A 24,683-nucleotide genomic window follows, 5' to 3' on the forward strand; every position below is an offset into this window, starting at 1 on the left:
CTAGTGGAGGCGCATGCAGCTGACCATTCACACCCATCTTGATTATATGTTTGACGACAAAACCGATGTGCTGTTGCAGATCGAGGCGGCGCAGACTTCGGGGCAAACCGTCACCGACCCGACCCTGATGATCACCCCTGTCGATCATTTTCGCCGTGTTCCCGCCGAGGAAGGTATCGGCGAACGCAGTTGGACCCGTGTGCAGGGCCATGTGACCTGCGATTACCGCGCGACCGTTACGGTGGCGCGCCCCTCTGCCAATCTGGCCGCGCTGCCCCAGACACCGCTGCATGACCTGCCCGCCGATGCGGTGCGCTACCTCATGGGGTCACGCTATTGTCCGGCGGATGATTTTCTGGCCTTTGTCGATGCGGATTTTGCCGACCTTGCGGGCGGCGCGCGGATTGCGGCGATGCGCGACTGGATCGAGGATGCCTTTACCTATGACCCGACCGGCAGCACCGCGCAGACCACGGCGATGGACAGCTTTGTGCATCGCCACGGCATTTGCCGCGATTACGCCCATGTGCTGATCGCGCTGGCCCGTGCGGCGGCAATCCCCGCGCGCATGGCCAGCGTCTATGCGCCCGGTGTCACCCCGCCCGATTTCCACGCCGTGGTCGAGGTGTTTCTGGATGGCGCCTGGCATCTGGTTGACCCGACAGGCATGGCCACTCCGTCCGATATGGCGGTGATCGGCGTGGGGCGCGACGCGGCGGATGTGGCGTTCCTGACAAGCTGGGGCAGCGCGCAGATGCTGGCGCAATCGGTCAGCGTCACCAAAAGCTGAACGCCACCCGCATGACCAGCCCCACCGCAACGACCAGCGTCAGCGCCATGCCCCATGACACCCACAAGACACGGATCGCGGCGGCAATGTCATCTGCGCCCAATTCCCGTTTTCCGCCATCGTTTACAAAGGCATAATCCCGCATCACCCCATCGTAACGGCGCGGACCGGACAGGGCGATTTGCAAGCCATAGGCCATCGCCGCTTCGGGCCAACCGGCATTGGGCGAGCGGTGCAGGCGTGCATCGCGCCGCACAGGACCAAGCCGCGCACCGGGGCAGGCCAGCCCGATGATCACCGCCGTCAGCCGCGCCGGAATCCAGTTCAGCACATCGTCAAACCGCGCAGCTGCCCAGCCGAATTTTTCGTGCCTCTGGGTGCGATAGCCGATCATGCTGTCGGCCGTGTTGGTGACCTTGTAGATCAGCAAGGCGGGCAGCCCGCCGACCAGAAACCAGAAGGCAGGGGCGATCACCCCATCGCTGAAATTCTCGGCCGCACTTTCGATGGCGGACCGGGCCACATCGCTTTCGCGCATTTCACCTGTGTCACGGCTGACAATCATCGCCACGGCGCGGCGTCCGTCATCCAAGGATGTGCGCAGGCCATCCGCAACGGCGCGCACATGATCCACCAGTGACTTTTGCGCCAGCAGCACCGCGCAGACCAGTACGTCCGCCACCCGTCCGGGCAGTTGCTGCAAGGCCCAGCCCAACACCCCCGCGCCGATCACCAGAACGGCCAGCGCAAGAACGCCCTCGCCGCGGCCCGCGCCGGTGTTGAGCCGCTGATCCAGCCAACCCACCGCACGGCCCATGATCACGGCAGGATGCGCAACGCGTGACCAAAGCCAACGCGGCTCGCCCAGCCAGGCGTCCAGCAGCATCGCAAGGAACAGCGCCATCGCCACGTCAGACCCCAGCGATTGCATCGGCAAGCTGCGCCCAAGCGTCAGGGTGCGGCAAGCCAAGGCGCAACCACGTTTTGGAATAGGGAAAAACGCGCGACCAGATATGGTGCCGTGCAAGATGTTCCTGCCAGCGAGCCGCATCATCCACTTCATACAACCGGAACAGGCTCGTGCCGCCCACGATCTGCGCACCCGCGCCCGTTAGCAAAGCATCCAGCCGGTCCGCATCGCGCACCAAGCGCGCGCGGGTGTCTTCGGCCCACGCCTGATCTGCCAAGGCCCGCGCGCCTATCTCCAGCGCAGGGCCAGAAACCGACCACGGGCCAAGATGGTCTTGCAAGGTTGCGTCCACTTCAACCAAATCGTCCGCGTATCGCGTCACCGGCGAGAGCGTTTCTGGCGCGCCAATCGCAAAGCCTAAACGGACCCCCCCCAACCCCCAGAACTTGCCAAAGCTCTTGAGCACCATGATGCCTTGATCCTCGACCAGCGCGATGTGACTGGCCTCAGGCATGACATCGCAAAAACTCTCGTCGATCACAGTCAGCCGCCGCCCGCCGATCACATCTGCGGGATATGTCCGCCCGTCAGGGTTATTCGGGTGCACATAGACATGGGTGTCACGTGTGTCGGGGCTTGCAGTGAACCATTGCCGCGTTGCGTCAAAAGCGGCGGCATGTTCGTTGTAGGTCGGGGTGGGGATATGCACCTCTCCCTGTCCCGGCCCCAGAAAGGGAAGGCGGGCGATAATTGCCGACGCGCCATTCGCCGCAACGATGTCCGCGCCGTCCGGCACGTTCCAGAACGACCGCGCGGCATCCAGCAATCGCGCCATCGCGCCGCTGTCGGGCAGGGCCGTCCACGCCTGCGGATCAATCTTTCCCACCGGATAGGGCACCGGATTGATGCCTGTGCTCAAATCAATCCAATCGGCGCGCACCCCGCCATAGCGTGCAATTGCAGCGTCCAACCCGCCGCCATGGTCGCGGGCCTGTGTCATTCAGGAACGGGGGTGTGGCGGCTGACGAAATGGCCTTTCACACCTTGCGGCCATTCGCGAAACGGCACCTGACCGGTGGGGCTGGCCGCATGCATCTGCGCGTAATCCACGATCGCCTGTGCATCTTCGGCCGTGGCCGCGAACTTGCCCAGCGAATAGCCGATCTTGCCCGCCCCCTGAACGATGATATTGCAGGCCCGTTCACAGCCCATGGTGCACGACACACGGCGCGTGGCCACGTCACCGCCGGCGCGGTCCTCGATCAGCGCGGCCAAAGCCTCGCCGTCGGTCCGTTCCATGGCGGTGTCTTCCCAGCCTTCTGTCTTGCAGGTGTCGCAGATGGTGATCCATGTGGTCATGGGTTATGTGCCTCCGATTTCAGCGTTTTGATAAACATTCGGCGGATTTCCGCAAGGGGCGCGGCTGTTTCCTGCCATTCGGGATAGGGTGCCTGCGCGCCTTAACCCTTCGTTAACCTTCACGGGGCAAGCCAGTGGAAGGATGGATCGCAGGCACGCGGCCTGTGGACAATGCGAACTGGGGCAAGCGATGGACGTTCTGATTGTTGAAAACCAAGGCCCGCTTGGGCAACTTTGGGCCGATCACCTGCGCCGTCAAGGCGGGCGCGTGAAGCTTGTGGCTACTTCCGATGATGCGATTTTGGCGATATCCGATCAGACCTTCGAAGTGATCGTCGTCAATCTTGAACAGGCGCATGATGCCATATCAGTGTCGGACTTTGCGCAATACCGCCAGCCCGACACCCAAGTGATGTTTGTCACGGACACGTCGTTCTTTTCGGACGGGTCAATTTTTGCGCTTGCATCCAACGCCTGCACGCTGGTTCCCAGCACGACACCCCCCGAAGACATTGCCGCGATGGTCGAACACTACGCCGTTCACCATTAACCACGCCCGTGCGGCGCGTCGTGGTCCAGAACCGGATTCACCGGAATGATCCTGTTGGGGTTAATCGTCTCGTGGCTGTAGTGATAATGATGCACGATATGATCCATCCTGACGGTCGGCGCGATACCGGGCATCTGATACAATTCGCGGGTAAAGGCCCACAGGTTCGGGTAATCGACGATCCGCTTGCGGTTACACTTGAAGTGCAGGTGATAGACCGGATCAAAACGGATCAGGGTCGTCCACAAGCGCCAGTCGGCCTCGGTCAGGCGATCCCCCATCAGATAGCGGTTTTCTGACAAGTGGCCCTCAAGCCAGTCCAGACTGTCGAACAGGGGCAGCACGCCTGCCTCGTAGGCGTCCTGCGTGGTAGCAAAGCCTGCCTTGTAAACCCCGTTGTTCACGGTGTCATATATCCGGTCGTTTACAGGCGCGATGTCGTCACGCAAATCAGCGGGCCAGTAATCATCCGTGTTCCCCGTGATCGCGTCAAAGGCGCTGTTGAACATGCGGATGATCTCGGAGCTTTCGTTACTGACGATCGTTTCGCGCTGTTTGTCCCAAAGAATCGGCACGGTCACGCGGCCTGAAATCTGAGGATCGGCCCTCAGGTAGATATCACGCGCGAAAGGCAAATCATAAAGCGTGTCGCCCGTCGCCCCGTCAAAATCTGTCGCAAAGGTCCAGCCGTCACTCAGCATGTGCGGATGCACGGCCGAGACGGTGATATGATCCTCCAACCCTTTCAGCGCATGAAACACCAGTGTGCGATGCGCCCAAGGACAAGCATAGGACACATACAAATGATAGCGCCCGCTTTCGGCGGGAAATCCGCCCTCGCCACTTGGCCCCGCAGAACCATCGGCCGTGATCCAGTTGCGAAACTTGGCGGTCGACCGCTTGAATGCGCCGCCTGTGGATTTCGTATCATACCAGACGTCCTGCCAGACGCCGTCAACAAGTTGGCCCATTTGGCCCTCCATTGATTGCTTGGCCTTGATCTAGCGCGCGGGAAGACGCACAGAAACCCAGCTAACCGCGCATGACCTCTGCGTAGGCGCACAATGGCGGCGCGGTCGGTTTCAACCCATCCCCCGCCGCTTATCCATTTGCGAGTCACCTGCCCAACGCCTATACCCCTTTCCAGACGAAGCCCCAGTGGCCAGAGAGGTTGGTGGCGCAAGGTTGACCCAAAACGGGAACCGCACGCCACATCGTCCACGACTGCATCAGCGGTCCTCTGGCTGTGACACGACACGAGGACAGCACCATGCGCACGACCCTTTCCCTTATTGCGATGCTTTTCGCCACCTCTGCATCGGCCCATCCCGGCCATATCGCCGATGTCGCGGGTCACGATCACTGGGTCGCGGGCGCGGCTGTCGGGATCGCTGTGCTGGTCGGGCTCTGGGGGGCTCTCAAGGGGCGCGGACGCAACGCAGCCGCCGAACCCGAGGACGAGACAGAAGAGGAAGCCACCGTATGAAAACCGGCGTGATGATCTGCGGGCACGGCTCGCGCTCCCAATCGGCGGTCGATGAATTTGCGACACTGGCTGACAAACTGCCCGCATATCTGCCCGACGACTGGCAAACAGAATACGGCTACCTTGAATTTGCCAACCCCGTGATCCGCGACGGGCTGGACAAGCTACGCGATGCGGGGTGCGACCGCATCCTTGCGGTGCCCGGCATGTTGTTCGCCGCGATGCACGCCAAGAACGACATTCCCACGGTCCTCAACACCTATGCCACGAAACACGGTATCAACATTTCCTATGGCCGCGAGCTGGGCGTTGATCCGAAAATGATTGCCGCCGCTGCGGGGCGCATCCAGGAATCCATCGCTGCCGCCAATTCCAAACACGGGCACGTCGATCTGCACGACACCTGCCTGGTGGTGATCGGACGTGGCGCGTCCGACCCGGATGCCAACGGAAACGTGGCGAAAATCGCGCGGATGCTGCACGAAGGCATCGGTTTCGGCTGGTGCGAGGTCGGCTATTCCGGCGTAACCTTCCCGCTGGTCGAACCCTGCCTGACCCACGCCGCCAAACTGGGCTACAAGCGGATCATCGTCTTTCCGTACTTCCTGTTTTCCGGCATCCTGATCGACCGCATCTACGGCTTTACCGATCAGGTCGCGGCGCAAAACCCCGACATCCAGTTCGTCAAGGCAGGCTATCTGGGCGATCACCCGAAAGTGCTGGAAACATTCGCCGAACGGATCATCGAACAGACCGGCAAAAACCCGCCCCCCAACTGCGGTATCTGCGGTTATCGCGAACAGGTGCTCGCACTTGATAACGGCGATCACGTCCACATCTCGCCCGACCAGCGCAACCATCCCGCATTTGCCGACACACCCCCGCCCACCTGCGTGCTGTGCAAATACCGCGTGCAGGTGCTGGGCTTCGAGGCCGAGGTCGGTGCGGTGCAGGAAAGCCACCATCACCACGTCGAAGGGCAGGGCGCATCCGCACCCGGTTCAAACGTGGCCGATTGCGCGCTGTGCGATACCTTCTGCACCGGCATGTGCCGGCTGGTCGCGCAGCACGACCATCACCACCATCACCATCATGACCACGATCATGACCACCACCACGATCACGTCCACGCCGTCTATCCCCACGCCGACCACCCGCACGGGCCGGAAAGCGCGCGGAAGACCAAGGCGTGATCTTGGACGGCGAAATCGGACAGCCCCCGACCGCGGGCGGGGGCTACACCCGCGGTCGGGGGCTGTCCTCGCTTTGTTACGCCGATTGGGCAGCATAGAATGCCCACCCACCCCCTTTTTCACCGCCACATCGTCGTGGACTGGTCCGCCAATGCAACGCCCAAATCCGGCAAGGACAGCATCTGGATCGCCACCACCGATGCGACCGGCACGACTTTGCAAAACCCGCCCACCCGTGCAGCGGCAAAGACGCTGTTGGACAGCGCATTGACTGCGGCCAGCGATGCAGGCGAACGCGTTCTGATCGGGTTTGATTTCGCCTTTGGCTACCCGACCGGCGCGGCACAAACCCTTAGCGGCGGGGATTGGCAAACGCTGTGGCAACGCATCACCGACCTGACGACAGATGGCCCGAACAACGCCAACAACCGCTTTGATGTAGCCAGCACCCTGAACGCGCAAAGCGCGGGCGACGGCCCCTTCTGGTGTTACCCGAACCAACACCATGGCCGCTACGACACTTTGCCATATCGAAAACCACAAGGCTACGGCGACACCCTGCCACCCAGCAAACGCCACGCTGAAACCCGCGCGTCCGGCGCGCAGGAAGTCTGGAAACTGTCAGGCGCGGGTGCTGTCGGCGGGCAAACCCTCACCGGTATCCCCGTTCTGCAATACCTGCGCACCAAGCATAACCTTGCCATCTGGCCGTTCGAGGAAAGCGACACCGCCCACCTCGCCGTCGAGGTTTTCCCCTCGCTGATCGACCCGGACCCCTGCGAACCCGTCCGCGACGCCGGACAGGTCCGCGCCCTTGCCGGCGCGATAGCTGCACTTGATGCGGAGGGCCGCCTTGCAGCCTTGCTGCAAGACCCGAACAATCAACACCCCGCTGTTACCACCGACGAGGGCTGGATTCTCGGCCTCGGGTTCGAGGAAGAACTGCGCGCCGTAGTGCGGGACTTGTCCCGCCGCCCGACACCTCATATCCCTCCCAACATGCGCCCCTACGAAAAAGACCCCGCTGCAATCTATGCCGCCAGCTTTGCGACTGTCGCCCGCGAGGCACGTCTGGACCGGTTCCCGCCGGATATGCACCCGCTGATGACACGGCTGATCCACGCCTGCGGCATGGTCGAAATTGCCGACCGTCTGGCGTTTTCCGATGGCGTCAGCGTAGCAGGCCGCGCGGCCCTGAAAAGCGGCGCACCGATCCTGTGCGATTGCGAAATGGTCGGCGCGGGCATCATCCGTCGCTATCTGCCCGCCGGTAATCAGGTCATTGTCACGCTCAACGATCCCTCCGTGCCAGCGCGCGCGAAATCCATTGGCAACACGCGATCCGCCGCCGCCGTTGAATTGTGGCGCGATCATATCGAAGGCGCGGTCGTCGCCATTGGCAACGCGCCCACGGCGCTGTTCCACCTCCTTGAACTGCTTGATCAGGGCTGGCCGAAACCCGCCGCGATCCTCGGCTTTCCGGTCGGGTTCATCGGCGCGGCGGAATCCAAGGCCGAACTGGCCGCCAACCCGCGCGGTTGCGAATTTGTCGCCCTGCGCGGGCGGCGGGGCGGATCGGCGATGGCTTCGGCAGCTGTCAACGCATTGGCCGCCGGCCTGCCAGAGGTGTCACATGGTTAACGCGGCCTGCCATACGCTCGCCCATACGGTTTCCATACGGTTTCCATACGCTTTCCATACGCCGGTTCAGCGGGGTTTTCCCAATGGTTAAAACGCCCTGGCTACACATTGTCGGCATCGGCGAGGACGGCATGGATGGCCTTAGCCCCGTGACCCGCGCGGTGGTCGAAGCCGCCGAAGTGATCGTCGGCGGGGATCGTCATCACACCCTGTCCGTCAACCCTGACGCCGAACGCATCGCATGGCCCTCACCCTTTGATGCGATGATTAACAGCTTGGAATCATTGAATGGCCGCCGCGCCGTGGTGCTGGTCACCGGTGATCCCTTGTGGTTTTCCGTCGGCGCGCGCATTGGCCGCGCGATCCCTGCTGACCAGCTGGTGTATCACCCGCAACTGTCTGCATTCCAACTGGCGGCGGCGCGCATGGGCTGGTCGCTGGCGGATGTGGAAACCCTCACGGTGCACGGTCGCCCCGTCGAACAGATGATCGCCTTTATCCAACCTGATCAACGCCTTATCGTTCTGACAACCGGTGCAGATACCCCCGCGCAGATCGCGAAATTCCTGACGGATCGCGGCTTTGGCAAGTCGCAGATGACGGTGCTTGCCGCGATGGGAGGGGAGCGCGAAGAACGGTTCGACGGCACCGCCGCCGACTGGTCCCATACGGTTCCGGCCTTCAATACCTTGTGTATTGATTGCGTCGCCGCACCAGATGCTGCGTTGCTGCCGCGTGTTCCTGGCCTTGCCGATACCTTGTTTCAATCCGATGGCACCATGACCAAGCAAGAGGTCCGCGCCGCGACCGTGGCCAAACTGATGCCCATGCGCGGCGCGCTGCTGTGGGACATCGGCACCGGTTGCGGGTCTGTCGCGATCGAATGGATGCGCGCCGCCCGCTACGCCCGCGCCGTGGGCATCGAACCCCGCGCCGACCGGCGCGCCATGGCGGCCGCCAACGCCCTCGCGCTGGGCGCGCCCAAGCTGGAATTAATAGACGGAACAGTGCCTTACGCCCTTGAAGGGCTCGATGCGCCGGACGCCATTTTCATCGGCGGCGGGCTGTCGCGCGCCACGTTTGATGCGGCTTGGGCGGCACTGCGTCCGCTAGGCCGTCTGGTCGCCAACGCCGTCACTTTGGAAAGCGAAGCCGAGCTGTTTGCCCTTTACCGCGAGTTCGGTGGCGACCTTGTGAAACTGCAAGTGAACCGCGCCGAACCGGTGGGGCGGCTGACCGGCTGGCGCCCGTCTATGCCTGTCACCCAATGGAGCCTTGTAAAGCGATGAGTGGAACACTCTACGGTGTCGGCCTTGGCCCCGGCGCGCCTGACCTGATGACCCTGCGCGCCGCCCGCCTGATCGAAAGCGCGCGCGTGATTGCCTATCCTGCACTTGCGGGCGGCGACAGTTTCGCCCGTGCCATCGCCGCCGATCTGATCGCGCCGGATGCGACCGAAATCGTCATGGACGTGCCCATGACAACCGCCCGCGAACCCGCGCAAAAGGCCTATGACAAAGGCGCGTCGGACATCGCGGCGGCCTTGGACAGCGGTTGTGATGTGGTGTGCCTTTGCGAAGGCGATCCGTTTTTCTATGGCTCTTTCATGTATGTTTTTGCCCGCCTTGCGGACCGCTATGATGTGCAGGTCGTGCCCGGTGTGACCAGCATCACCGCCTGTGCCGCGCGCGCCGGACGCCCGCTTGTGGCGCGCAATGAACGCCTGACAGTTCTGCCCGGTCCGCTGCCCGAGGATGAATTGCGCGCCCGTATCGAAGGGGCGGAAAGCGTGGCGATCATGAAGGTCGGGCGGCACTTGCCGAAAATCCGCGCTGTCATCGACGGGCTGGGGTTGACCGAATTCGCGACCTATGTAGAACGCGCGAGTCTGCCGCAGGAAGTTGTGCTGCCGCTGGTTGATGCCCCTGAAAACGCGCCGTATTTTTCAATGATCCTGCTGACGAAAGGGGCTGATCCATGGCTCTGACACCTGTTGTTCTGGCGCTGTCCCGTTCGGGCGAAGCCACAGCCCACCGCATTGCCGAAACCCTTGGCGCAAAGGTGCACGGGCGCGAGGGCCGCGTGGCCAAGGCCGATGCGTTCTTTGCAAACGCGCTGGACCACGCGCGTGATCTGTTTGCCGCCGGCACGCCGATTGTCGGGGTCTGCGCCAGCGGTATCCTGATCCGTGGCGTCGCGCCCCTGCTGGCTGACAAGACCGCCGAACCACCTGTGGTGTCGGTGTCCGATGACGGGTCGGTTGTTGTGCCGCTGCTGGGCGGGCATCGCGGTGCCAACCGTCTGGCGCGCCAGATCGCCGATGCCTTGGGCGGCGACGCAGCCGTGACCACGGCGGGCGATGTGGCGCTGGGCGTGGCCCTGGATGAACCGCCCGCGGGCTACCGGTTGATGAACCCCGAAGATGCCAAGGGCGTCATGGCCACGCTGTTGGCAGGCGGCGGCGTGACGTGGACGGACGAGGAATTGTTTGACGTTGAACTGCCCGAAGGCGGCGATGTGGAACTGCTCGTGACCGAGGCCGAAGGGCAGGGCAACGCGACCCGTCTGGTCTATCATCCGCAGCGGTTTGCGTTGGGGCTGGGCTGCGCGCGCAACGCCGACCCCGAAGAATTATGGGCGCATGTGCAAGGCGCGCTTGAGGCGGGTGACATTGCCAAAGGCGCGATTGCCTGTGTCGCCTCGATTGACCTGAAAGCGGATGAACCGGCGATCATCGCCGTGGCCGCGCGGTTGGGCGTGCCGTTGCGGGTGTTCACCGCCAATCAGCTGGAAGCCGAAGCAGGGCGATTGCTGAACCCGTCTGATGTGGTGTTTGCCGAAGTTGGCTGCCACGGCGTGTCCGAAGGGGCGGCGCTGGCGGCGGCGGGGCCGGATGCGGAACTGTCGGTGGCCAAAAGCAAGACCGCGAATACGACCTGCGCCGTAGCGCGCGCCGAGGATCCGATTGTAAAAATGCGGGGCCGCGCGCGCGGGCGGTTGTCTGTTGTCGGGATCGGCCCCGGACAGGCGGCTTGGCGGACACCCGAAGTGTCGCGCCTTGTTGCCGAGGCTGAAGAACTGGTGGGTTACGGGCTGTATATTGATCTGTTGGGGCCGCTGGCTACGGGCAAGGACCGGTCCGATTTTCCACTGGGTGGAGAGGAAGCGCGCTGTCGCTATGCGCTGGAACAGGCGGGCAAGGGCAAGAATGTCGCGCTGGTCTGTTCCGGTGATGCGGGGATTTACGCGATGGGCGCGTTGGTGTTCGAACTGCTGGACCGGACCGAGGCGGAACAGGGCGTGAGCGATGCCGCGCGGCGGGTCGAGGTGATTTGTTCGCCTGGTGTGTCGGCGCTGCAAGGGGCCGCAGCCCGCGCAGGTGCGCCGCTGGGCCATGATTTTTGCACGATCAGCCTCAGCGATCTGCTGACCCCGCGCGATGACATTATCCGCCGTTTGCACGCGGCAGCAGAAGGGGATTTCGTGATCGCATTTTACAATCCGGTGTCGAAAACGCGCCGGATCTTGCTGGCCGAAGCCCGCGATATTCTGTTACAGCACCGCCCTGCGGATACGCCGGTAATGCTGGCGTCAAGCCTGGGACGCCCCGAGGAACATGTGCGCTATCGCCGCTTGGATGAATTGCAGGTGGACGAGGTTGATATGCTGACGGTCGTTCTGGTGGGATCGTCCAACTCGAAGCTGGCACAACTGGGTGAGGGGCCGCGCATGTTCACGCCGCGCGGCTATGCCCGCAAAATCGACGGGGATCTGTCGTGATGGGGATCGGCGCGCGCGTGCCGCGACGCCCCGCCCGCCATCCCGCGGCCTTCGGCGAGAGTATTTCCGAACAAAAGAACAGGGGCGCATCATGACCGTTTATTTTATTGGTGCGGGTCCGGGCGACCCGGAACTGCTGACCCTCAAGGCCGCGCGTATCATTGGTGAATGTCCGGTGTGTCTGTTCGCGGGATCACTGGTGCCCGAAGCTGTCGTTGCCTGTGCCCCAGCAGGGGCACGCGTGCGGGACACGGCCCCGATGACGCTGGACGAGACCCACGCCGAGATTGTGGCGGCCCATGACCGCGGGCAGGATGTTGCGCGGGTACATTCCGGTGATCCGTCGCTATACGGTGCGATTGCCGAACAGATCCGGCGACTCAAGGCGGATGGGATTGATTATCAGATCATTCCCGGTGTGCCCGCCTATGCCGCCGCCGCCGCCGCCTTGGGAACCGAACTGACCGTGCCACAGGTGGCGCAGTCTATCGTTCTGACGCGCATGTCGATGAAATCGACCTCCATGCCCGAGGGCGAAACGTTGGAAAACTTTGCGCGCTCTGGCGCGACACTGGCGATCCATTTGGGCATTCGCGCCCTGCGCGAGATCGAGCGGCAGTTGATCCCCCATTATGGTGCCGATTGCCCGGTGGCTGTCGCCTATCGCGTTGGCTGGCCGGACCAGCAGATGATCCGTGGCACATTAAGTGACATCCGCGAGAAGGTGCGCGCCGCGAAAGTTACCCGCACGGCGCTGATCCTTGTTGGCCCGGCGCTGAGTGATTCGCACGGATTCCCCGATTCCGCGCTTTATGATCCGGCGAAACCCCATGTGCTGCGTCCAAAGGTGAAGCCTGTAAACTAAGGGTTTTGCACAGTTTTTCGCCCGGATATCGAAAGGTTAACTTGACGCAAACCAGTTTGGCCCCATGATCCTGCACAGGATGGAGGATCAAATGACCGACTTTTTGCCCGAGGCTGTGCGCCAAGGATTGGAAGCCGCCCGCAAAGATGCGCTGCGCAAAAGCAGCCGTTTGCGCATTATGGATGGCGAGCGGATGTATCCGATTTTGCGCCTGTGGGACCGTGGTTTTTCGCTTGAGGCGGAAGACGCGCCGCACCTGCGTGGGCTGGTTGATATTTTCGATGGCGGGCGGCATCTGTATCAATGCCTGATCATCGCCAGCGACGAAGAAAACGGCGAAATGCACTATGAATTCAAGCGCAACACCGCCGCGGCAGACAAGGCTCCGCTTGATTTCGAACGCGCCGAGGATGCGCCGATTGCGCTGTTGGGGCGCTAGTTACTGAAGATCACTGAATGCGGCCTGTAGGCGTGTAACCGCCTCTTGGACCATCGCCGTCGGCGCGCCGATGTTGATGCGTTTCCACATCTGGTGTTCGGGGCCGAAAATTTCGCCCGGGCTGGGCATGATCCTTGCGTCCTGGATGATCCGCTTGTCAAGCTCGTCACGCGCCATGCCGGTGCCTGTGAAATCAACCCATGACAGAAATGTGGATTGCATCGGCATCGCGCTGACGCCCGGAATTGTGTTCAACCCGTCACACAGGATCTGGCGATTGCGGTCCAGCACCTGCATCAGGTCATCGACCCACGCCGCCCCTTCGGGGGTATAGGCTGCACGGGTCAGATCGATGCCTGCACGATTGCACTGGATATCCAGCGCGCTGTGCAGTTTGGCAAATCGTGCGCGCAGTGTGGCATCCGGGATGATCACATAACCGGTGCGCAGGCCTGCGATATCAAACGTCTTGGAGGCCGCAGACATCGCAATGAGGCGGGGCAAGGCATCAGGGGCGGCAATGGCCGTGGGGGTGTGTTTTTGGCCTGGGAATGTCAGATCGTGGTGGATTTCGTCCGAGATCAGAAGCAGGTCGTGCCGGTCGCAAAAGGCGGCAAGGGCGCGAAGTTCCGAAACCTCCCACACGCGACCGGCGGGATTGTGTGGCGCCGAAAACAACACGGCTTTTTCCGAACCGGTCAGTTGGCCCGCGAGCGTTTCAAGGTCCATGCGGTAAAGCCCATCCGCGTCGATTACCAGGGGCGACAGGACAGGCGTGCGCCCGTTGCGCGCAACCTTGCCGCGAAATTCGTTATAAACGGGGCTGAACAGGATGATCCCGTCACCCGGTTCGGTCATCGCTTGGAGCGTTATGCCGATCGCATTGCCGATACCGTGGGTGGCAAACATATGCGCCGGATCAGGCGACCACCCATGCCGGTTTTCATACCACCACGCGATGCTTTCAAAGAACCGGTCCAGCCCCGTGAAATAGCCATATTCGCCTTCGGCCATAATTGCGGCCATCGCATTCTGAAGGCAGGGGGCAGGTTGGAAATCCATCTGGGCCACCCACATTGCCAGCATGTCGTCCGGGGTTTCGTGATCCAGAAACTGCCCGATATTCGCCCATTTTGAACTGCGCCCACCAAGGGTTGCTTTGGGTGTCGTGAAGTCGAAGGAAGGTGTCACTACGTTATCCAAGGTCATTTGTTACCGGTCCTGCTTTTGCGCAGTAAGCTATGCGAGCACGAACCGAACGCAACCCAAAATCGCATGTCTTGCGAAGCGCCGTTTCAACGATTAGATCGGGCCCATGACATTACGCCCGATCCTGATCCATCCCGACCCGCGCCTGAAGGCTGTGACCGCGCCCGTTGCCGAAATCAATGACGATGTGCGCCGCCTTGCCGACGATATGTTGGAAACCATGTATGATGCGCCCGGCATCGGCCTTGCTGCGCCGCAGATCGGCGTGATGTCCCGCGTTTTGGTCATGGATGCGGTCAAGGAAGAAGGGGCATCGCCCCGACCGATGGCCCTGATCAATCCCGAAATCATTTGGTCCTCCGAGGAGACGAATGTTTACGAGGAAGGCTGCCTGTCGATCCCCGAACAATACGGCGAGATCACGCGCCCCGCCGAGGTCAAGGTGCGTTGGACGGGTCTGGACGGCGAACCGGTCGAGGAACAGTTTGACGGGCTATGGGCGACCTGTGTGCAGCATGAAATTGATCACCTGAACGGCAAGCTGTTTATTGATTACCTCAAGCCGTTGAAACGCCAGATGATCACCCGCAAGATGCAAAAGCTGAAACGCGAGCTGGCGCGCGAGGCCGAATGAGCCGGAGCTTTGTGCCTTGGCCAAACGCGGTCCTGCGCACCCCTGCTGCCGAAGTCGACAAGATCACCCATGACATTCGCGCGCTTTGGGACGAGATGGTTGCGGCGATGGACGCCATGCCCGGTGTCGGCTTGGCGGCCCCGCAACTGGGTGTCGGCCTGCGCCTTGCGGTGGTTGACGCCAGTGACAAGCGTGGACAGGCGATCCGGATGGCCAACCCCAGTGTATTGCACGCAAGCGTCGAGCTGCGCGAGCATCAGGAAGCCTCGCCCAACTTGCCCGGTGTGGCGGCGGTGCTGCAACGCCCACGCGCTGTAACGGTCCGGTTTCTGAATGAAACCGGTGTCTGGGATCGCAAGGATTTTGTTGGCCTCTGGGCGACGAGCGTGCAGCACCAGATCGACCATTTGGACGGCAAGATGTATTTTGACCGTCTTAGCCGCGTGAAACGCGATATGTTGCTGAAAAAGGCCGCGAAACTGCGCTAGACGCAGCGGCAGGAGTCTCCGGCGAGAGTTTTTCGGCCAAGATGAAGGGGAAGCGGATGCGCGTTGTGTTTATGGGAACGCCTGAATTTTCGGTCCCTGTGCTGGACGCGCTTGTGGCTGCAGGGCACGAGATTTGCGCCGTTTATTCCCAGCCTCCCCGCCCCGCGGGTCGCGGCAAGAAGGACCGCCCCAGCCCCGTGCAGGCGCGTGCCGAAGACTTGGGCCTGCCTGTGCGCCATCCGGTTTCGCTGAAAGACGCCGGGGCGCAGGCCGCGTTTTCCGCTTTGGATGCGGATGTGGCGGTTGTCGTGGCCTATGGCCTTATCTTGCCGCAGGTGGTGCTGGATGCGCCCGCCCATGGCTGTCTGAACATCCACGCCAGCCTGTTGCCCCGTTGGCGGGGCGCCGCCCCGATCCACCGCGCAATCATGGCGGGGGATATCGAAACCGGCGTGTGTATCATGCAGATGGAAGCCGGGCTGGATACGGGTCCGGTGCTGCTGCATGAGGCTGTTGGTATCGGTGCCGAGGAAACGACCGGCGCATTGCACGACCGGCTATCGGCCCTTGGCGCGAACCTGATCGTGCGCGCACTGGCACAGATCGACACATTGACCGCGCAACCGCAGCCCGACGTTGGTGTGACGTATGCCGCCAAGATCGACAAGGCCGAGGCGCGTGTCGATTGGACCCGTCCCGCAGCCGAGGTTGATCGCCTGATCCGCGGGTTATCCCCCTTTCCCGGTGCGTGGTGCGACGTGGGTGGCGAGCGTATCAAGTTGCTGGGCAGCCGGATCGCCGATGGGCAAGGTGCGGCTGGGCAGGTTCTGGGCGGCTTCGTGGTGGCCTGTGGTGCGGGTGCCGTTGAAGTCACCCGTGTCCAGCGCGCTGGCAAGAAGCCGATGAACACAAGCGATGCCTTGCGCGGGTTGGTCTTGCCCGAAAGGCTGACCTAGGCCTTGGGCGGGCGGCTTTTGTAAACCGGCAAGCGCCAGCCAAATGCGATACTGCCAGCCCGCAGAGCCAGCGTCACGGCAGCGCAGGTGATCAGCGCAAGGTTAACGCTGTAACCTGCTGCCAGCACCAGGACCGCGCCACCGGCACCGGCAAAGGCGCATGTCACGTAGAGTTCACCCTGTTTCAGGACCAGCGGCACCTCGTTGCAGACCACATCGCGCAGCAACCCGCCAAAGCAGCCCGTGGTCACGCCCATGATCAATACAATCGCCCAGGGCTGCCCCATCCCCAGCGCCACAGCGACCCCTGCAGGCACAGCCACGGCCAGCGCGAAGGCATCAAGCCACAGGATTGTCTGGTAGCGCGATTCCAGCAGGTGCGCGGTAAAGAACACCAGCACAGCCGCCGCTGATCCGGCTAGAATGAAGGTGGGATTGGCGACCCAGAACACCACATCGCGGTTCAGGATCACATCGCGCAGGGTGCCCCCGCCCACCGCCGTGAGGCAGGCGACAAAGATGAATCCGACGATATCGAGCTGGGCGCGGCTGGCCACCAGCGCGCCCGTCAGCGCAAAGATGAACACCGAGGCCGTGTCAAGGAAACCAATCGCGTTCATGCGGGTTTGAACGGGGCCATACCCGCCCGCGCCAGTTCATCGGCGCGTTCATTTTCGGGGTGGCCCGCGTGGCCCTTGACCCATTCCCATGTGACGTTGTGGCGCGCTGTTGCGGCGTCCAGCCTGCGCCAGAGATCTTCGTTCTTCACGGGCTTTTTCGCAGCCGTTTTCCAACCGCGTTTCTTCCAGCCGTGTATCCAGCTGGTGATCCCGTCTTTGACGTAAGAACTGTCTGTGACGATGGTGATTTCGGTGTTGCGCGATAGGGATTCCAGCGCCGTGATCGCAGCCAGCAATTCCATCCGGTTGTTGGTCGTATCAGCCGCACCCCCCGACAAGGCGCGTTCCTTGACCACCGCATCGCCTTCGCGTGCGATCAGCAGGGCACCCCAACCGCCGGGGCCGGGATTGCCGCTACAGGCACCGTCTGTGTAGGCATAAAGATCAGGCATTTTTGCGGGCTCTCATGGCGACGTAAGCGTCATCTGTGCCTGCACATCCCACTTCGCGACCTTCGTCAATGGCCAGCACCGCAAAGCCACCGGTTTCGAGCATGTTTCGCAACTGCAGCGGCGTCACATAGCTATACATCCGGTCAATAGCGTCCCGTGCTTCGCCCTCGCCAGTCTTCATGGCGATGTGGAATATGCCGCCTGTCCGCAAAGCGCACGCAACCGCGTCGATATGGCGGGGGAGATCAGCAATAGGCGCGTGGAGCAGTGAAAAGTTTGCCCAAACCCCGTCATAAGCGGCCACCGCGTCCAGCTCATCGAACGTCATCAGGCGCGCACCGATGTCGTGGCTTTCATTGGCCAGCGCCACCATCCCTTGCGAAGCGTCGACCGGATCGGGCCGAAACCCTGCATCGCGCATATGAACGGACGCGCGCGCCGGTCCGCAGCCTAGGTCAAGCACCTGTGCATTTGCGGGCAGCAGCGCCATGAAGGATTTCAGCAAGGCGCCAGGCGTCCCGGTTTTCGTCAGGTTGGCGTAGCGTTCGGCTGCACTGTCGTAGAACGCGATAGTCTTGGCGTCTGGCATCAGAAAATCACCGTCAACAAACAGGCCGCGACGATCACCGTCAGTAACACCCGCAGGTGCATCCACCATGGCGGTGCCAGTTCAAAGCGCCAGAAATGCCAGTCAAGCAACAACAGCCCGATAAAGCCGATCAACAGGTTTGACGCCATGCTGACTGGCCCACCACCCACCATGAGAAACGCCCATAGCGCCGGGATCACGGACAAAACATAGCCCGACGATTGCATCGCGCCTGTCGCCCGTGTTGCGAACCCCCAAAGCACACCGGACATGAAAGCCAGGATGATCGTGCCATAACGGATCATCATCACCCGCCCGTCAGTGGGCACGATCGGGCTGTAACCACCAGCATTCGGTTCGCCCATATCGGCGCTCAGCCAGCCAAGGGTGATTGCGGCCCCAAAGAGGAACGGCAACAGGCCCAGCAGACCAAGGATCAGCGCGGAACGGGGGATTGCCCTCATGCCGGTTCCCGCAACACGCGTGGGACCTTGAATTCGACGTTTTCCTTGGCGGTTTCGACCATTTCGACAGTCACATCATAACGGTCGCGAAAGGCGTCGATCACCTCGTTGATCAGCACTTCGGGGGCGCTGGCCCCTGCGGTGATACCGATGGACGCGATCCCGTCCAGCGCGCGCCAGTCAATGTTGGCGGCGCGCATGACCAGTTGCGAATAGGTGCAACCGGCCTTGCGTCCGACCTCGACCAGACGTTGCGAATTGGATGAATTGGGTGCGCCGACAACCAGCATCGCATCGCATTTCGGGGCCATCGCCTTGACGGCCTCTTGGCGGTTTGTGGTGGCGTAGCAGATGTCTTCCTTGTGCGGGCCGATGATGGCAGGAAAGCGCGCATAGAGGGCCGCGACGATCTCCGCCGTGTCGTCCATCGACAAGGTCGTTTGCGTCACAAAAGCAAGGCGTTCTGCGTCATGCACATCGACGGTCGTCACATCATCCAGGGTTTCGACCAGCACGACCTGACCGGCTGGCAACTGCCCCATCGTGCCAACGGTTTCTGGGTGGCCCGCATGGCCGATCATGATGATTTGCAGGCCGTTTTCGTTATGCCGCTCGGCCTCGATATGCACCTTGGAAACCAGCGGACAGGTCGCATCCACAAAGACCATTTCGCGCCGCGCGGCCTCGGCCGGGACAGCCTTGGGGACACCGTGTGCGGAAAAGATGACGGGGCGGTCATCGGGGCATTCGTCCAGTTCCTCGACAAACACCGCGCCCTTGGCGCGCAGATCATCGACCACATACTTGTTGTGCACGATTTCATGGCGCACAAAGACGGGCGCGCCCCATTTTTCCAACGCCATTTCAACGATCTTGATGGCGCGGTCCACGCCTGCGCAAAACCCGCGCGGCGCGGCCAGATAGAGGGTGAGGGGTGCTTTGGTCATGCCGCATAGGTAGAACGCCTGCGCCCTGTCGTCCAGTGGCTGGGAAACAAGGTGACGGGCTGCGGCGATACGCCTATTTTGGTGCAAAACGGGGATGCAGATGACAGACGATGGCCATTTCAACACGGAAATCGCGGCGCATTATGACGATGATCCTGCCAGCAATGATCCGGCGTTGATTGCAGCAACGGTTGATGTCCTCAAGGGGTTTGCCGCGTCAGGTCCGGCGCTGGAGTTCGCGAGTGGCACAGGGCGCATTGCGCTGCCCTTGGCGGCGGCAGGTGTGCCTGTGACGGGTATCGAAATGTCGCGCGCGATGGTCGATCAGATGCGTGCCAAGCCGCGCGGTGAAAACATTCCAGTGACGATTGGCGACATGACGACGGCGCAGGTTGACGGCACGTTCCAGCTGGTTTTCCTGATCTACAATACGATCAACAACCTGACGACCCAGGATGCGCAGGTCGCCTGTTTCGCCAATGCCGCCGCGCATTTGAAACCGGGCGGCGCGTTTGTGGTTGAGGTTGGCGTGCCGCAACTGCAGCGCCTTCCGCTGGGCGAGCGTTTCGTGCCGTTTGATGTGTCTGACACCCATTGGGGTGTCGATGAATATGATGTGGTTACGCAAGAGTTCAGCTCGCATCACATGAACATCAGGGATGGCGTTGCACAATTGCACTCGGTGCCGTTCCGTTATGTCTGGCCGTCCGAACTGGATCTCATGGCGCGGATGGCAGGGCTGCGCCTGTCGCAGCGCTGGGCCGATTGGACCCGCGCACCCTTTACGGAACTGTCGCGAAGCCATGTGTCGGTCTGGGTCAAGGACGGCCCTTGAAATCACGAAGTGGTGACTTGCCTTCCAGCGGGTGGAGGGCGCTAGGACCACTGAAACTGATCAAGGATGGACGATGAAAAAGACATTAATGGCGGGCCTGGTTGCCGTTGCAATCGCGCTGGGCGCTTTCGTGGTCGCAGGGCAGGGTGACGCCCAATCGACGGGTATGTTCCCCTATGATGATGCAGCCGCCGTTGCGCGCGGAGCAGAGATTTATGTTGCTAATTGTGCGTCATGCCACGGGGCGGATCGCAAGGGTCAGGCGCAATGGCGCACCGCCCGCACACCCGAAGGGCGCGCGCTGGCCCCGCCCCATGACGAAACCGGCCACACATGGCACCACCCGGACGCGCAGTTGTTCGCGATCACCAAGATGGGCACGGCTGCCGTGGTCGGCAATGGCTATGAAAGTGACATGATCGGGTTTGGCGACGTGCTGACGGATCAGGAAATCCGCGAGGTGCTGGGCTATATCAAAAGCACATGGCCCGCTGATGTCATCGCCCAGCACAACATGATCAACGCCCAATAGCACCAAAGCAAAGCCCCGCGCGATTGGCGGGGCTTTGTTCGTTCAATCGTCTTGCGACACCAGTTCGCTGGCATCGTCGGGGCGTGGTTCGCGCGGCGGGCGCCCGACCACATCGCGCAATTCGTCCAGTTCGATAAAGTTGTCGCACTGGCGGCGCAGTTCATCGGCGATCATCGGTGGCTGGCTGCGGATCGTAGAGACGACAGATACGCGCACGCCCTTGCGCTGCAGGGCTTCGACCAGCGGGCGGAAATCACCGTCACCGGAAAAGATCACGATGTGATCCACATGCGGTGCAAGCTCCATCGCATCCACGGCCAGTTCAATGTCCATATTGCCTTTGACCTTACGGCGGCCCATGGAATTCTGTGTATTCCTTGGCCGGTTTGGTCACCATCGTAAAGCCGTTGTAATGCAGCCAGTCGACAAGGGGTCGGATCGGCGAATACTCATCGTTCTCAAGCAGGGCGGTATAATAAAACGCGCGCAGCATCTTGCCGCGGCGCATGAATTCGGCCCGCAGAAGTTTGTAGTCGATGTCAAAGCCCAGAGATTTGCTGGCGGCATAAAGATTTGACCCGTCAATGAAGAGCGCCAGTCGCTCGTCACGGTAGAACATGAAATTTCCTTTCAAATAATGCTTGGCCTGCGCTTGTGAGTGAGTGGTGTGAGTGGTCTAAAACAGGTCAAGCGTCGATTAATGTAAGGGAATTGTGACATGCTGCAACCCCATGAGCGAGACACCGCCTTGATTGCCCTTGGGGCAAATCTGGCGCGTGCGGATGAAGCGCTGCAAACCACAATCCTTGATAGTATGAATGACATTGCAAAGGCGCTGGGGCCGATCACGGGGAAAAGTCGGCTGTTTCGCACCCCCAGTTTCCCGTCCGGCGCAGGACCAGACTACGTGAATGCGGCAGTTGTTGTGCAGACGTCCCTGCAACCCGCTGAAATCCTGCACGAATTACATCGGGTTGAACGCAAGTTCGGCCGCGAACGCCAACAACGCTGGGGCAGTCGCACCCTTGATCTGGACCTGATCGCAGTCAGTGACGTCGTGTCACCAAATGCGCAAACGCAGACAGCATGGCGCAATCTGGACGCAGCAGCGCAATCCCGCACCGCGCCGGATCAACTGATTCTTCCCCATCCGCGCCTTCAGGACCGCGCCTTTGTTTTGGTTCCACTGGCCGATATTGCCCCTGATTGGGTGCATCCGTTGTTGGGTTTAAGCGTCACGGAAATGCTGACAAAACTCCCAGCAAAAGACGTTGCGCAAGTGGTCGCGCTGGCGTGACAATATGGGCGGGGATTGCGCTTGTCATTCATTGCCCTAGCCCTTAGATAGAGCGCTTGCAGACCGCCCCTGACTGACTGGAGAGCCCCGATGGCCCGCGTTACCGTAGAAGATTGCGTCGACAAAGTTCCCAACCGCTTTGAGTTGGTGATGCTTGCCGCGCACCGTGCCCGTGAAATTTCCGCCGGTGGCGCGCTGACAGTGCCCCGCGACAACGACAAGAACCCCGTCGTTTCCCTGCGTGAAATTGCCGAAGAAACCCAGCAAGCCGAAGACCTGCGCGAGCGCATGATCGAGGCCAACCAGACCCAGATCGAGGTTGATATGCCCGAAGAAGACGCAATGGCGTTGCTGATGGGTGCTGGCGGTGGTGAGGCAGACAAGCCCGCTGACGACGACATGTCAGAAGAAAAATTGCTGCGCGCCCTGATGGAAGCGCAGGAGCCCAAGTAAGGGCCACACCCCAAACCAGGCGCGGACCGGTATGATCCCAGCAGATGACCTGATCGGACTGGTCCGCAGCTACAACCCCGCAACCAACGAGGCGCTGATCCGCGCCGCCTATGACTTTGGTCGCGACATGCACGAGGGGCAGTTCCGCCATTCCGGCGAGCCCTATTTTTCCCATCCCATCGCTGTCGCCGCCATTCTGGCCGAACAGCAGATGGATGACGCGACCATCATCACCGCCTTGCTGCACGACACGATCGAGGACACCAAGGCGTCATTCACGACTGTCGAGGCCAAGTTTGGCCGCGAGATTGCCGAACTGGTCGATGGCGTCACCAAGCTGACCAATCTGCAGCTCAACTCAGCCCAGACCAAACAGGCTGAAAACTTCCGCAAGCTGTTTATGGCCACCAGCCGCGATTTGCGCGTGACCTTGGTCAAGCTGGCCGACCGTTTGCACAACATGCGCACGATCAAATCCATGCGCGAGGACAAGCAGGCCCAAAAGGCCCGCGAAACAATGGATATCTATGCCCCCCTTGCCGGACGCATGGGGATGCAGTGGATGCGCGAGGAACTCGAGGATCTGGCGTTTCGCGTGCTGAACCCCGAAGGGCGCAATTCGATCATCCGCCGCTTTATTACGCTGCAACGCGAAACCGGTGATGTGATCGAAAAGATCACCGCCGATATGCGGCTGGAACTGGACAAGGCGGGCATCACCGCCGAAGTCACGGGCCGCGCCAAGCGCCCCTATTCGATCTGGCGCAAGATGCAGGAAAAGGATCAGGGCTTTTCGCGCCTGTCCGACATTTATGGATTCCGCGTGATCACCGACACCGAAGCGGATTGTTACCGCGTTCTGGGTGCGGTGCATCAGCGCTGGCGTGCCGTGCCGGGACGGTTCAAGGATTATATCAGCCAGCCGAAATCAAACGGGTATCGCAGTATCCACACCACCGTTTCGGGCCGCGATGGCAAACGGGTCGAAGTGCAGATCCGCACCCGCGAAATGCACGAAGTGGCCGAAACCGGCGTGGCCGCCCATTGGTCCTATCGCAACGGCGAACTTGTCGAGAACCGCTTTGCCGTCGATCCGGTGCGCTGGATTGCATCGCTGACCGAGCGTCTGGGCGAGGGACTGGAGGAGGAAGATCACGACGAATTTCTCGAGACGGTCAAGCTTGAGATGTATCAGGATCAGGTGTTTTGCTTTACCCCCAAAGGCGAGGTCATCAAGCTCCCGCGCGGGGCAACACCGATTGATTTTGCCTATGCGATCCATACTCGCATTGGCAGCGCCTGTGTCGGCGCCAAGGTGGACGGTTTACGCGTGCCGCTTTGGACCCGCCTCAAGAATGGTCAATCGGTCGAGATCATCACAGCCGAAGGGCAAACGCCCCAGGCCACATGGATCGACATTGCCGTGACGGGCCGTGCGAAAACCGCGATCCGGCGCAGTTTGCGTGAAGAAGACCGCGAAAGGTTCATCAAGCTGGGGCGCGAACTGGCCCGTGTCGCCTTTGAAAATGTGGGCAAGAAGGGCACCGACAAGGCGCTGGCAACGGCGGCCAAGGCACTCGCGGTTGAATCGGTCGACGAAATGCTTGCGCTTCTGGGCAGTGCGGAAATGACAGCCCGCGAGGTGGTGAATGCGATTTACCCCGATTTGGCCGAACTGCCCCAGGACGAAGTCGACCAACGCCGCGCCGTTGTTGGCCTGACGGCTGATCAATCCTACCGCCGCGGCGCGTGTTGCCAGCCCGTGCCGGGGGAACGGATCGTCGGGATCACGTTCCGCGGGCAGGGCGTTGTCGTTCACGCGATCGATTGCGAGGTTCTGGCCCAATACGAAGAACAGCCCGAACGCTGGATTGATCTGCACTGGCAAGAAGGCACACACCCCGCCCGCAATGCTGTCAGCCTGGATCTGGTGATCACAAATGATGCTGGCGTTCTTGGTCGCATCTGCACTCTGATCGGCGAACAGAACGCCAATATATCCGACCTGATCTTTGTCGATCGCAAGCCGGATTATTACCGCCTGCTGCTGGATGTTGAACTGCGTGATGCGGAACACCTGCACCGCGTCATGACTGCGCTTGAAGCCGAAAGCAACGTCTCCTCCATCGGGCGGCACCGTGATGCGGCGCGCGCAACTCCCCCTGTGGCCGACAACGCGCAGGACGGGCATTAG

28 protein-coding genes and 1 pseudogene are annotated in these 24,683 nt (G+C 61.5%); 18 read left to right on the forward strand and 11 right to left on the reverse strand.

Annotated elements, in window-relative coordinates:
• Window positions 1–13: 13 nt before the first annotated feature.
• Window positions 14–790, forward strand: coding sequence for a transglutaminase family protein (locus tag SJY21_RS11955; RefSeq protein ID WP_377510853.1), 777 nt, complete (start codon window positions 14–16; stop codon window positions 788–790).
• Here SJY21_RS11955 and cbiB read toward each other — a convergent pair.
• From cbiB to SJY21_RS11970, 3 genes are read right to left on the reverse strand one after another with little or no spacing between them, the layout of a single operon-like run.
• The gene (gene cbiB / locus SJY21_RS11960; protein ID WP_377510856.1) at window positions 777–1,721 is read right to left on the reverse strand and encodes an adenosylcobinamide-phosphate synthase CbiB; all 945 of its coding nucleotides are present in this window, start codon (window positions 1,719–1,721) and stop codon (window positions 777–779) included. The two genes, SJY21_RS11955 and cbiB, sit on opposite strands and share 14 nt — an antisense overlap.
• Complete coding sequence (locus SJY21_RS11965) at window positions 1,702–2,700, reverse strand: threonine-phosphate decarboxylase (RefSeq protein WP_377510859.1); 999 nt, start codon at window positions 2,698–2,700, stop codon at window positions 1,702–1,704. The genes cbiB and SJY21_RS11965 overlap by 20 nt, the downstream gene beginning before the upstream one ends.
• Complete coding sequence (locus tag SJY21_RS11970) at window positions 2,697–3,059, reverse strand: DUF1636 family protein (RefSeq protein ID WP_377510862.1); 363 nt, start codon at window positions 3,057–3,059, stop codon at window positions 2,697–2,699. Before SJY21_RS11970 ends, SJY21_RS11965 begins: the two co-directional genes overlap by 4 nt.
• A gap of 190 nt (window positions 3,060–3,249) precedes the next feature.
• Between SJY21_RS11970 and SJY21_RS11975 the strand changes: the two genes are divergently transcribed.
• Complete coding sequence (locus SJY21_RS11975; protein ID WP_377510865.1) at window positions 3,250–3,609, forward strand: hypothetical protein; 360 nt, start codon at window positions 3,250–3,252, stop codon at window positions 3,607–3,609.
• Here the strand turns inward: SJY21_RS11975 and SJY21_RS11980 are convergent.
• Window positions 3,606–4,580 (reverse strand): glutathione S-transferase family protein, encoded by a 975-nt coding sequence (locus SJY21_RS11980; RefSeq protein WP_377510868.1) that lies wholly within the window; start codon window positions 4,578–4,580, stop codon window positions 3,606–3,608. The two genes, SJY21_RS11975 and SJY21_RS11980, sit on opposite strands and share 4 nt — an antisense overlap.
• A 299-nt stretch (window positions 4,581–4,879) precedes the next feature.
• Here SJY21_RS11980 and SJY21_RS11985 point away from each other — a divergent pair, with 299 nt between their 5' ends.
• The 8 genes from SJY21_RS11985 (at window position 4,880) to SJY21_RS12020 (ending at window position 13,013) form a co-directional block, all read left to right on the forward strand.
• The gene (locus tag SJY21_RS11985; RefSeq protein ID WP_377510871.1) at window positions 4,880–5,095 is read left to right on the forward strand and encodes a DUF6732 family protein; all 216 of its coding nucleotides are present in this window, start codon (window positions 4,880–4,882) and stop codon (window positions 5,093–5,095) included.
• Window positions 5,092–6,288: a sirohydrochlorin chelatase gene (locus tag SJY21_RS11990; protein ID WP_377510873.1), complete on the forward strand. Its 1,197-nt coding sequence runs from the start codon at window positions 5,092–5,094 to the stop codon at window positions 6,286–6,288. The genes SJY21_RS11985 and SJY21_RS11990 overlap by 4 nt, the downstream gene beginning before the upstream one ends.
• 999 nt (window positions 6,289–7,287) lie before the next feature.
• The gene (locus tag SJY21_RS11995) at window positions 7,288–7,929 is read left to right on the forward strand and encodes a precorrin-8X methylmutase (RefSeq protein ID WP_377513230.1); all 642 of its coding nucleotides are present in this window, start codon (window positions 7,288–7,290) and stop codon (window positions 7,927–7,929) included.
• An 83-nt stretch (window positions 7,930–8,012) separates the two neighbouring features.
• On the forward strand, window positions 8,013–9,218 hold the full coding sequence (gene cbiE / locus SJY21_RS12000) for a precorrin-6y C5,15-methyltransferase (decarboxylating) subunit CbiE (RefSeq protein WP_377510876.1): 1,206 nt from the start codon (window positions 8,013–8,015) through the stop codon (window positions 9,216–9,218).
• Window positions 9,215–9,916 carry a precorrin-2 C(20)-methyltransferase gene (gene cobI, locus SJY21_RS12005; protein ID WP_377510879.1) on the forward strand — a complete coding sequence of 234 codons (702 nt, stop codon included), beginning with the start codon at window positions 9,215–9,217 and terminating at the stop codon, window positions 9,914–9,916. The genes cbiE and cobI overlap by 4 nt, the downstream gene beginning before the upstream one ends.
• Window positions 9,907–11,709, forward strand: coding sequence for a precorrin-3B C(17)-methyltransferase (gene cobJ / locus SJY21_RS12010; protein ID WP_377510882.1), 1,803 nt, complete (start codon window positions 9,907–9,909; stop codon window positions 11,707–11,709). Before cobI ends, cobJ begins: the two co-directional genes overlap by 10 nt.
• Before the next feature lie 91 nt (window positions 11,710–11,800).
• Window positions 11,801–12,574, forward strand: coding sequence for a precorrin-4 C(11)-methyltransferase (cobM, locus tag SJY21_RS12015; protein WP_377510885.1), 774 nt, complete (start codon window positions 11,801–11,803; stop codon window positions 12,572–12,574).
• Between the two features lie 91 nt (window positions 12,575–12,665).
• Window positions 12,666–13,013 (forward strand): hypothetical protein, encoded by a 348-nt coding sequence (locus SJY21_RS12020; protein ID WP_377510888.1) that lies wholly within the window; start codon window positions 12,666–12,668, stop codon window positions 13,011–13,013.
• Here SJY21_RS12020 and SJY21_RS12025 read toward each other — a convergent pair whose 3' ends face one another.
• Window positions 13,014–14,204 (reverse strand): MalY/PatB family protein, encoded by a 1,191-nt coding sequence (locus tag SJY21_RS12025; protein WP_377510891.1) that lies wholly within the window; start codon window positions 14,202–14,204, stop codon window positions 13,014–13,016.
• Between the two features lie 124 nt (window positions 14,205–14,328).
• Here SJY21_RS12025 and def (SJY21_RS12030) point away from each other — a divergent pair, with 124 nt between their 5' ends.
• The 3 genes from def (SJY21_RS12030) to fmt are packed head-to-tail and all read left to right on the forward strand — an operon-like array spanning window position 14,329 to window position 16,300.
• Window positions 14,329–14,856: a peptide deformylase gene (def, locus tag SJY21_RS12030; RefSeq protein ID WP_377510894.1), complete on the forward strand. Its 528-nt coding sequence runs from the start codon at window positions 14,329–14,331 to the stop codon at window positions 14,854–14,856.
• Window positions 14,853–15,344 (forward strand): peptide deformylase, encoded by a 492-nt coding sequence (def, locus tag SJY21_RS12035; protein WP_377510897.1) that lies wholly within the window; start codon window positions 14,853–14,855, stop codon window positions 15,342–15,344. The genes def (SJY21_RS12030) and def (SJY21_RS12035) overlap by 4 nt, the downstream gene beginning before the upstream one ends.
• Window positions 15,345–15,400: 56 nt before the next feature.
• Window positions 15,401–16,300: a methionyl-tRNA formyltransferase gene (gene fmt, locus SJY21_RS12040; RefSeq protein ID WP_377510900.1), complete on the forward strand. Its 900-nt coding sequence runs from the start codon at window positions 15,401–15,403 to the stop codon at window positions 16,298–16,300.
• On the opposite strand, the gene SJY21_RS12045 is transcribed toward fmt, so the two are convergent.
• The 5 genes from SJY21_RS12045 to ispH are packed head-to-tail and all read right to left on the reverse strand — an operon-like array spanning window position 16,297 to window position 19,372.
• Complete coding sequence (locus SJY21_RS12045; protein WP_377510903.1) at window positions 16,297–16,920, reverse strand: trimeric intracellular cation channel family protein; 624 nt, start codon at window positions 16,918–16,920, stop codon at window positions 16,297–16,299. The two genes, fmt and SJY21_RS12045, sit on opposite strands and share 4 nt — an antisense overlap.
• The gene (gene rnhA / locus SJY21_RS12050; protein ID WP_377510906.1) at window positions 16,917–17,372 is read right to left on the reverse strand and encodes a ribonuclease HI; all 456 of its coding nucleotides are present in this window, start codon (window positions 17,370–17,372) and stop codon (window positions 16,917–16,919) included. Before rnhA ends, SJY21_RS12045 begins: the two co-directional genes overlap by 4 nt.
• Window positions 17,365–18,030: a class I SAM-dependent DNA methyltransferase gene (locus SJY21_RS12055; RefSeq protein ID WP_377510909.1), complete on the reverse strand. Its 666-nt coding sequence runs from the start codon at window positions 18,028–18,030 to the stop codon at window positions 17,365–17,367. The genes rnhA and SJY21_RS12055 overlap by 8 nt, the downstream gene beginning before the upstream one ends.
• On the reverse strand, window positions 17,961–18,425 hold the full coding sequence (locus SJY21_RS12060) for a DUF3429 domain-containing protein (protein ID WP_377510912.1): 465 nt from the start codon (window positions 18,423–18,425) through the stop codon (window positions 17,961–17,963). The genes SJY21_RS12055 and SJY21_RS12060 overlap by 70 nt, the downstream gene beginning before the upstream one ends.
• Window positions 18,422–19,372 carry a 4-hydroxy-3-methylbut-2-enyl diphosphate reductase gene (gene ispH, locus SJY21_RS12065; RefSeq protein WP_377510915.1) on the reverse strand — a complete coding sequence of 317 codons (951 nt, stop codon included), beginning with the start codon at window positions 19,370–19,372 and terminating at the stop codon, window positions 18,422–18,424. The genes SJY21_RS12060 and ispH overlap by 4 nt, the downstream gene beginning before the upstream one ends.
• A gap of 100 nt (window positions 19,373–19,472) precedes the next feature.
• Here ispH and SJY21_RS12070 point away from each other — a divergent pair, with 100 nt between their 5' ends.
• Window positions 19,473–20,207, forward strand: a complete 735-nt coding sequence (locus tag SJY21_RS12070) for a class I SAM-dependent DNA methyltransferase (RefSeq protein ID WP_377510918.1) — start codon at window positions 19,473–19,475, stop codon at window positions 20,205–20,207.
• Window positions 20,208–20,280: 73 nt separating this feature from the next.
• Window positions 20,281–20,739 (forward strand): c-type cytochrome, encoded by a 459-nt coding sequence (locus SJY21_RS12075; protein ID WP_377510921.1) that lies wholly within the window; start codon window positions 20,281–20,283, stop codon window positions 20,737–20,739.
• A gap of 42 nt (window positions 20,740–20,781) precedes the next feature.
• On the opposite strand, the pseudogene SJY21_RS12080 reads toward SJY21_RS12075, so the two are convergent.
• Window positions 20,782–21,358: pseudogene (locus SJY21_RS12080) on the reverse strand (NYN domain-containing protein).
• A 99-nt stretch (window positions 21,359–21,457) separates the two neighbouring features.
• On the opposite strand from SJY21_RS12080, the gene folK reads away from it, so the two are divergent.
• From folK to SJY21_RS12095, 3 genes are all read left to right on the forward strand, one after another.
• Window positions 21,458–22,036 (forward strand): 2-amino-4-hydroxy-6-hydroxymethyldihydropteridine diphosphokinase, encoded by a 579-nt coding sequence (folK, locus tag SJY21_RS12085; protein WP_377510924.1) that lies wholly within the window; start codon window positions 21,458–21,460, stop codon window positions 22,034–22,036.
• A gap of 90 nt (window positions 22,037–22,126) precedes the next feature.
• Entirely contained in the window at window positions 22,127–22,489 is a 363-nt protein-coding gene (gene rpoZ / locus SJY21_RS12090; protein WP_377510927.1) for a DNA-directed RNA polymerase subunit omega, read from the forward strand.
• A 31-nt stretch (window positions 22,490–22,520) separates the two neighbouring features.
• Window positions 22,521–24,683 (forward strand): RelA/SpoT family protein, encoded by a 2,163-nt coding sequence (locus SJY21_RS12095; protein ID WP_377510930.1) that lies wholly within the window; start codon window positions 22,521–22,523, stop codon window positions 24,681–24,683.

The sequence above is a fragment of the Octadecabacter sp. R77987 genome, from assembly GCF_042466115.1.
In the GTDB taxonomy this organism is placed as follows: domain Bacteria; phylum Pseudomonadota; class Alphaproteobacteria; order Rhodobacterales; family Rhodobacteraceae; genus SW4.

Coding starts and splice junctions, on each gene's coding strand:
- SJY21_RS11955 (WP_377510853.1), top strand. CDS start 14: ATGCAGCTGACCATTCACACCCATCTTGATTATATGTTTGACGACAAA.
- cbiB (WP_377510856.1), bottom strand. CDS start 1,721: ATGCAATCGCTGGGGTCTGACGTGGCGATGGCGCTGTTCCTTGCGATG.
- SJY21_RS11965 (WP_377510859.1), bottom strand. CDS start 2,700: ATGACACAGGCCCGCGACCATGGCGGCGGGTTGGACGCTGCAATTGCA.
- SJY21_RS11970 (WP_377510862.1), bottom strand. CDS start 3,059: ATGACCACATGGATCACCATCTGCGACACCTGCAAGACAGAAGGCTGG.
- SJY21_RS11975 (WP_377510865.1), top strand. CDS start 3,250: ATGGACGTTCTGATTGTTGAAAACCAAGGCCCGCTTGGGCAACTTTGG.
- SJY21_RS11980 (WP_377510868.1), bottom strand. CDS start 4,580: ATGGGCCAACTTGTTGACGGCGTCTGGCAGGACGTCTGGTATGATACG.
- SJY21_RS11985 (WP_377510871.1), top strand. CDS start 4,880: ATGCGCACGACCCTTTCCCTTATTGCGATGCTTTTCGCCACCTCTGCA.
- SJY21_RS11990 (WP_377510873.1), top strand. CDS start 5,092: ATGAAAACCGGCGTGATGATCTGCGGGCACGGCTCGCGCTCCCAATCG.
- SJY21_RS11995 (WP_377513230.1), top strand. CDS start 7,288: ATGCGCCCCTACGAAAAAGACCCCGCTGCAATCTATGCCGCCAGCTTT.
- cbiE (WP_377510876.1), top strand. CDS start 8,013: ATGGTTAAAACGCCCTGGCTACACATTGTCGGCATCGGCGAGGACGGC.
- cobI (WP_377510879.1), top strand. CDS start 9,215: ATGAGTGGAACACTCTACGGTGTCGGCCTTGGCCCCGGCGCGCCTGAC.
- cobJ (WP_377510882.1), top strand. CDS start 9,907: ATGGCTCTGACACCTGTTGTTCTGGCGCTGTCCCGTTCGGGCGAAGCC.
- cobM (WP_377510885.1), top strand. CDS start 11,801: ATGACCGTTTATTTTATTGGTGCGGGTCCGGGCGACCCGGAACTGCTG.
- SJY21_RS12020 (WP_377510888.1), top strand. CDS start 12,666: ATGACCGACTTTTTGCCCGAGGCTGTGCGCCAAGGATTGGAAGCCGCC.
- def (WP_377510894.1), top strand. CDS start 14,329: ATGACATTACGCCCGATCCTGATCCATCCCGACCCGCGCCTGAAGGCT.
- def (WP_377510897.1), top strand. CDS start 14,853: ATGAGCCGGAGCTTTGTGCCTTGGCCAAACGCGGTCCTGCGCACCCCT.
- fmt (WP_377510900.1), top strand. CDS start 15,401: ATGCGCGTTGTGTTTATGGGAACGCCTGAATTTTCGGTCCCTGTGCTG.
- SJY21_RS12045 (WP_377510903.1), bottom strand. CDS start 16,920: ATGAACGCGATTGGTTTCCTTGACACGGCCTCGGTGTTCATCTTTGCG.
- rnhA (WP_377510906.1), bottom strand. CDS start 17,372: ATGCCTGATCTTTATGCCTACACAGACGGTGCCTGTAGCGGCAATCCC.
- SJY21_RS12055 (WP_377510909.1), bottom strand. CDS start 18,030: ATGGTGGATGCACCTGCGGGTGTTACTGACGGTGATCGTCGCGGCCTG.
- SJY21_RS12060 (WP_377510912.1), bottom strand. CDS start 18,425: ATGAGGGCAATCCCCCGTTCCGCGCTGATCCTTGGTCTGCTGGGCCTG.
- ispH (WP_377510915.1), bottom strand. CDS start 19,372: ATGACCAAAGCACCCCTCACCCTCTATCTGGCCGCGCCGCGCGGGTTT.
- SJY21_RS12070 (WP_377510918.1), top strand. CDS start 19,473: ATGACAGACGATGGCCATTTCAACACGGAAATCGCGGCGCATTATGAC.
- SJY21_RS12075 (WP_377510921.1), top strand. CDS start 20,281: ATGAAAAAGACATTAATGGCGGGCCTGGTTGCCGTTGCAATCGCGCTG.
- folK (WP_377510924.1), top strand. CDS start 21,458: ATGCTGCAACCCCATGAGCGAGACACCGCCTTGATTGCCCTTGGGGCA.
- rpoZ (WP_377510927.1), top strand. CDS start 22,127: ATGGCCCGCGTTACCGTAGAAGATTGCGTCGACAAAGTTCCCAACCGC.
- SJY21_RS12095 (WP_377510930.1), top strand. CDS start 22,521: ATGATCCCAGCAGATGACCTGATCGGACTGGTCCGCAGCTACAACCCC.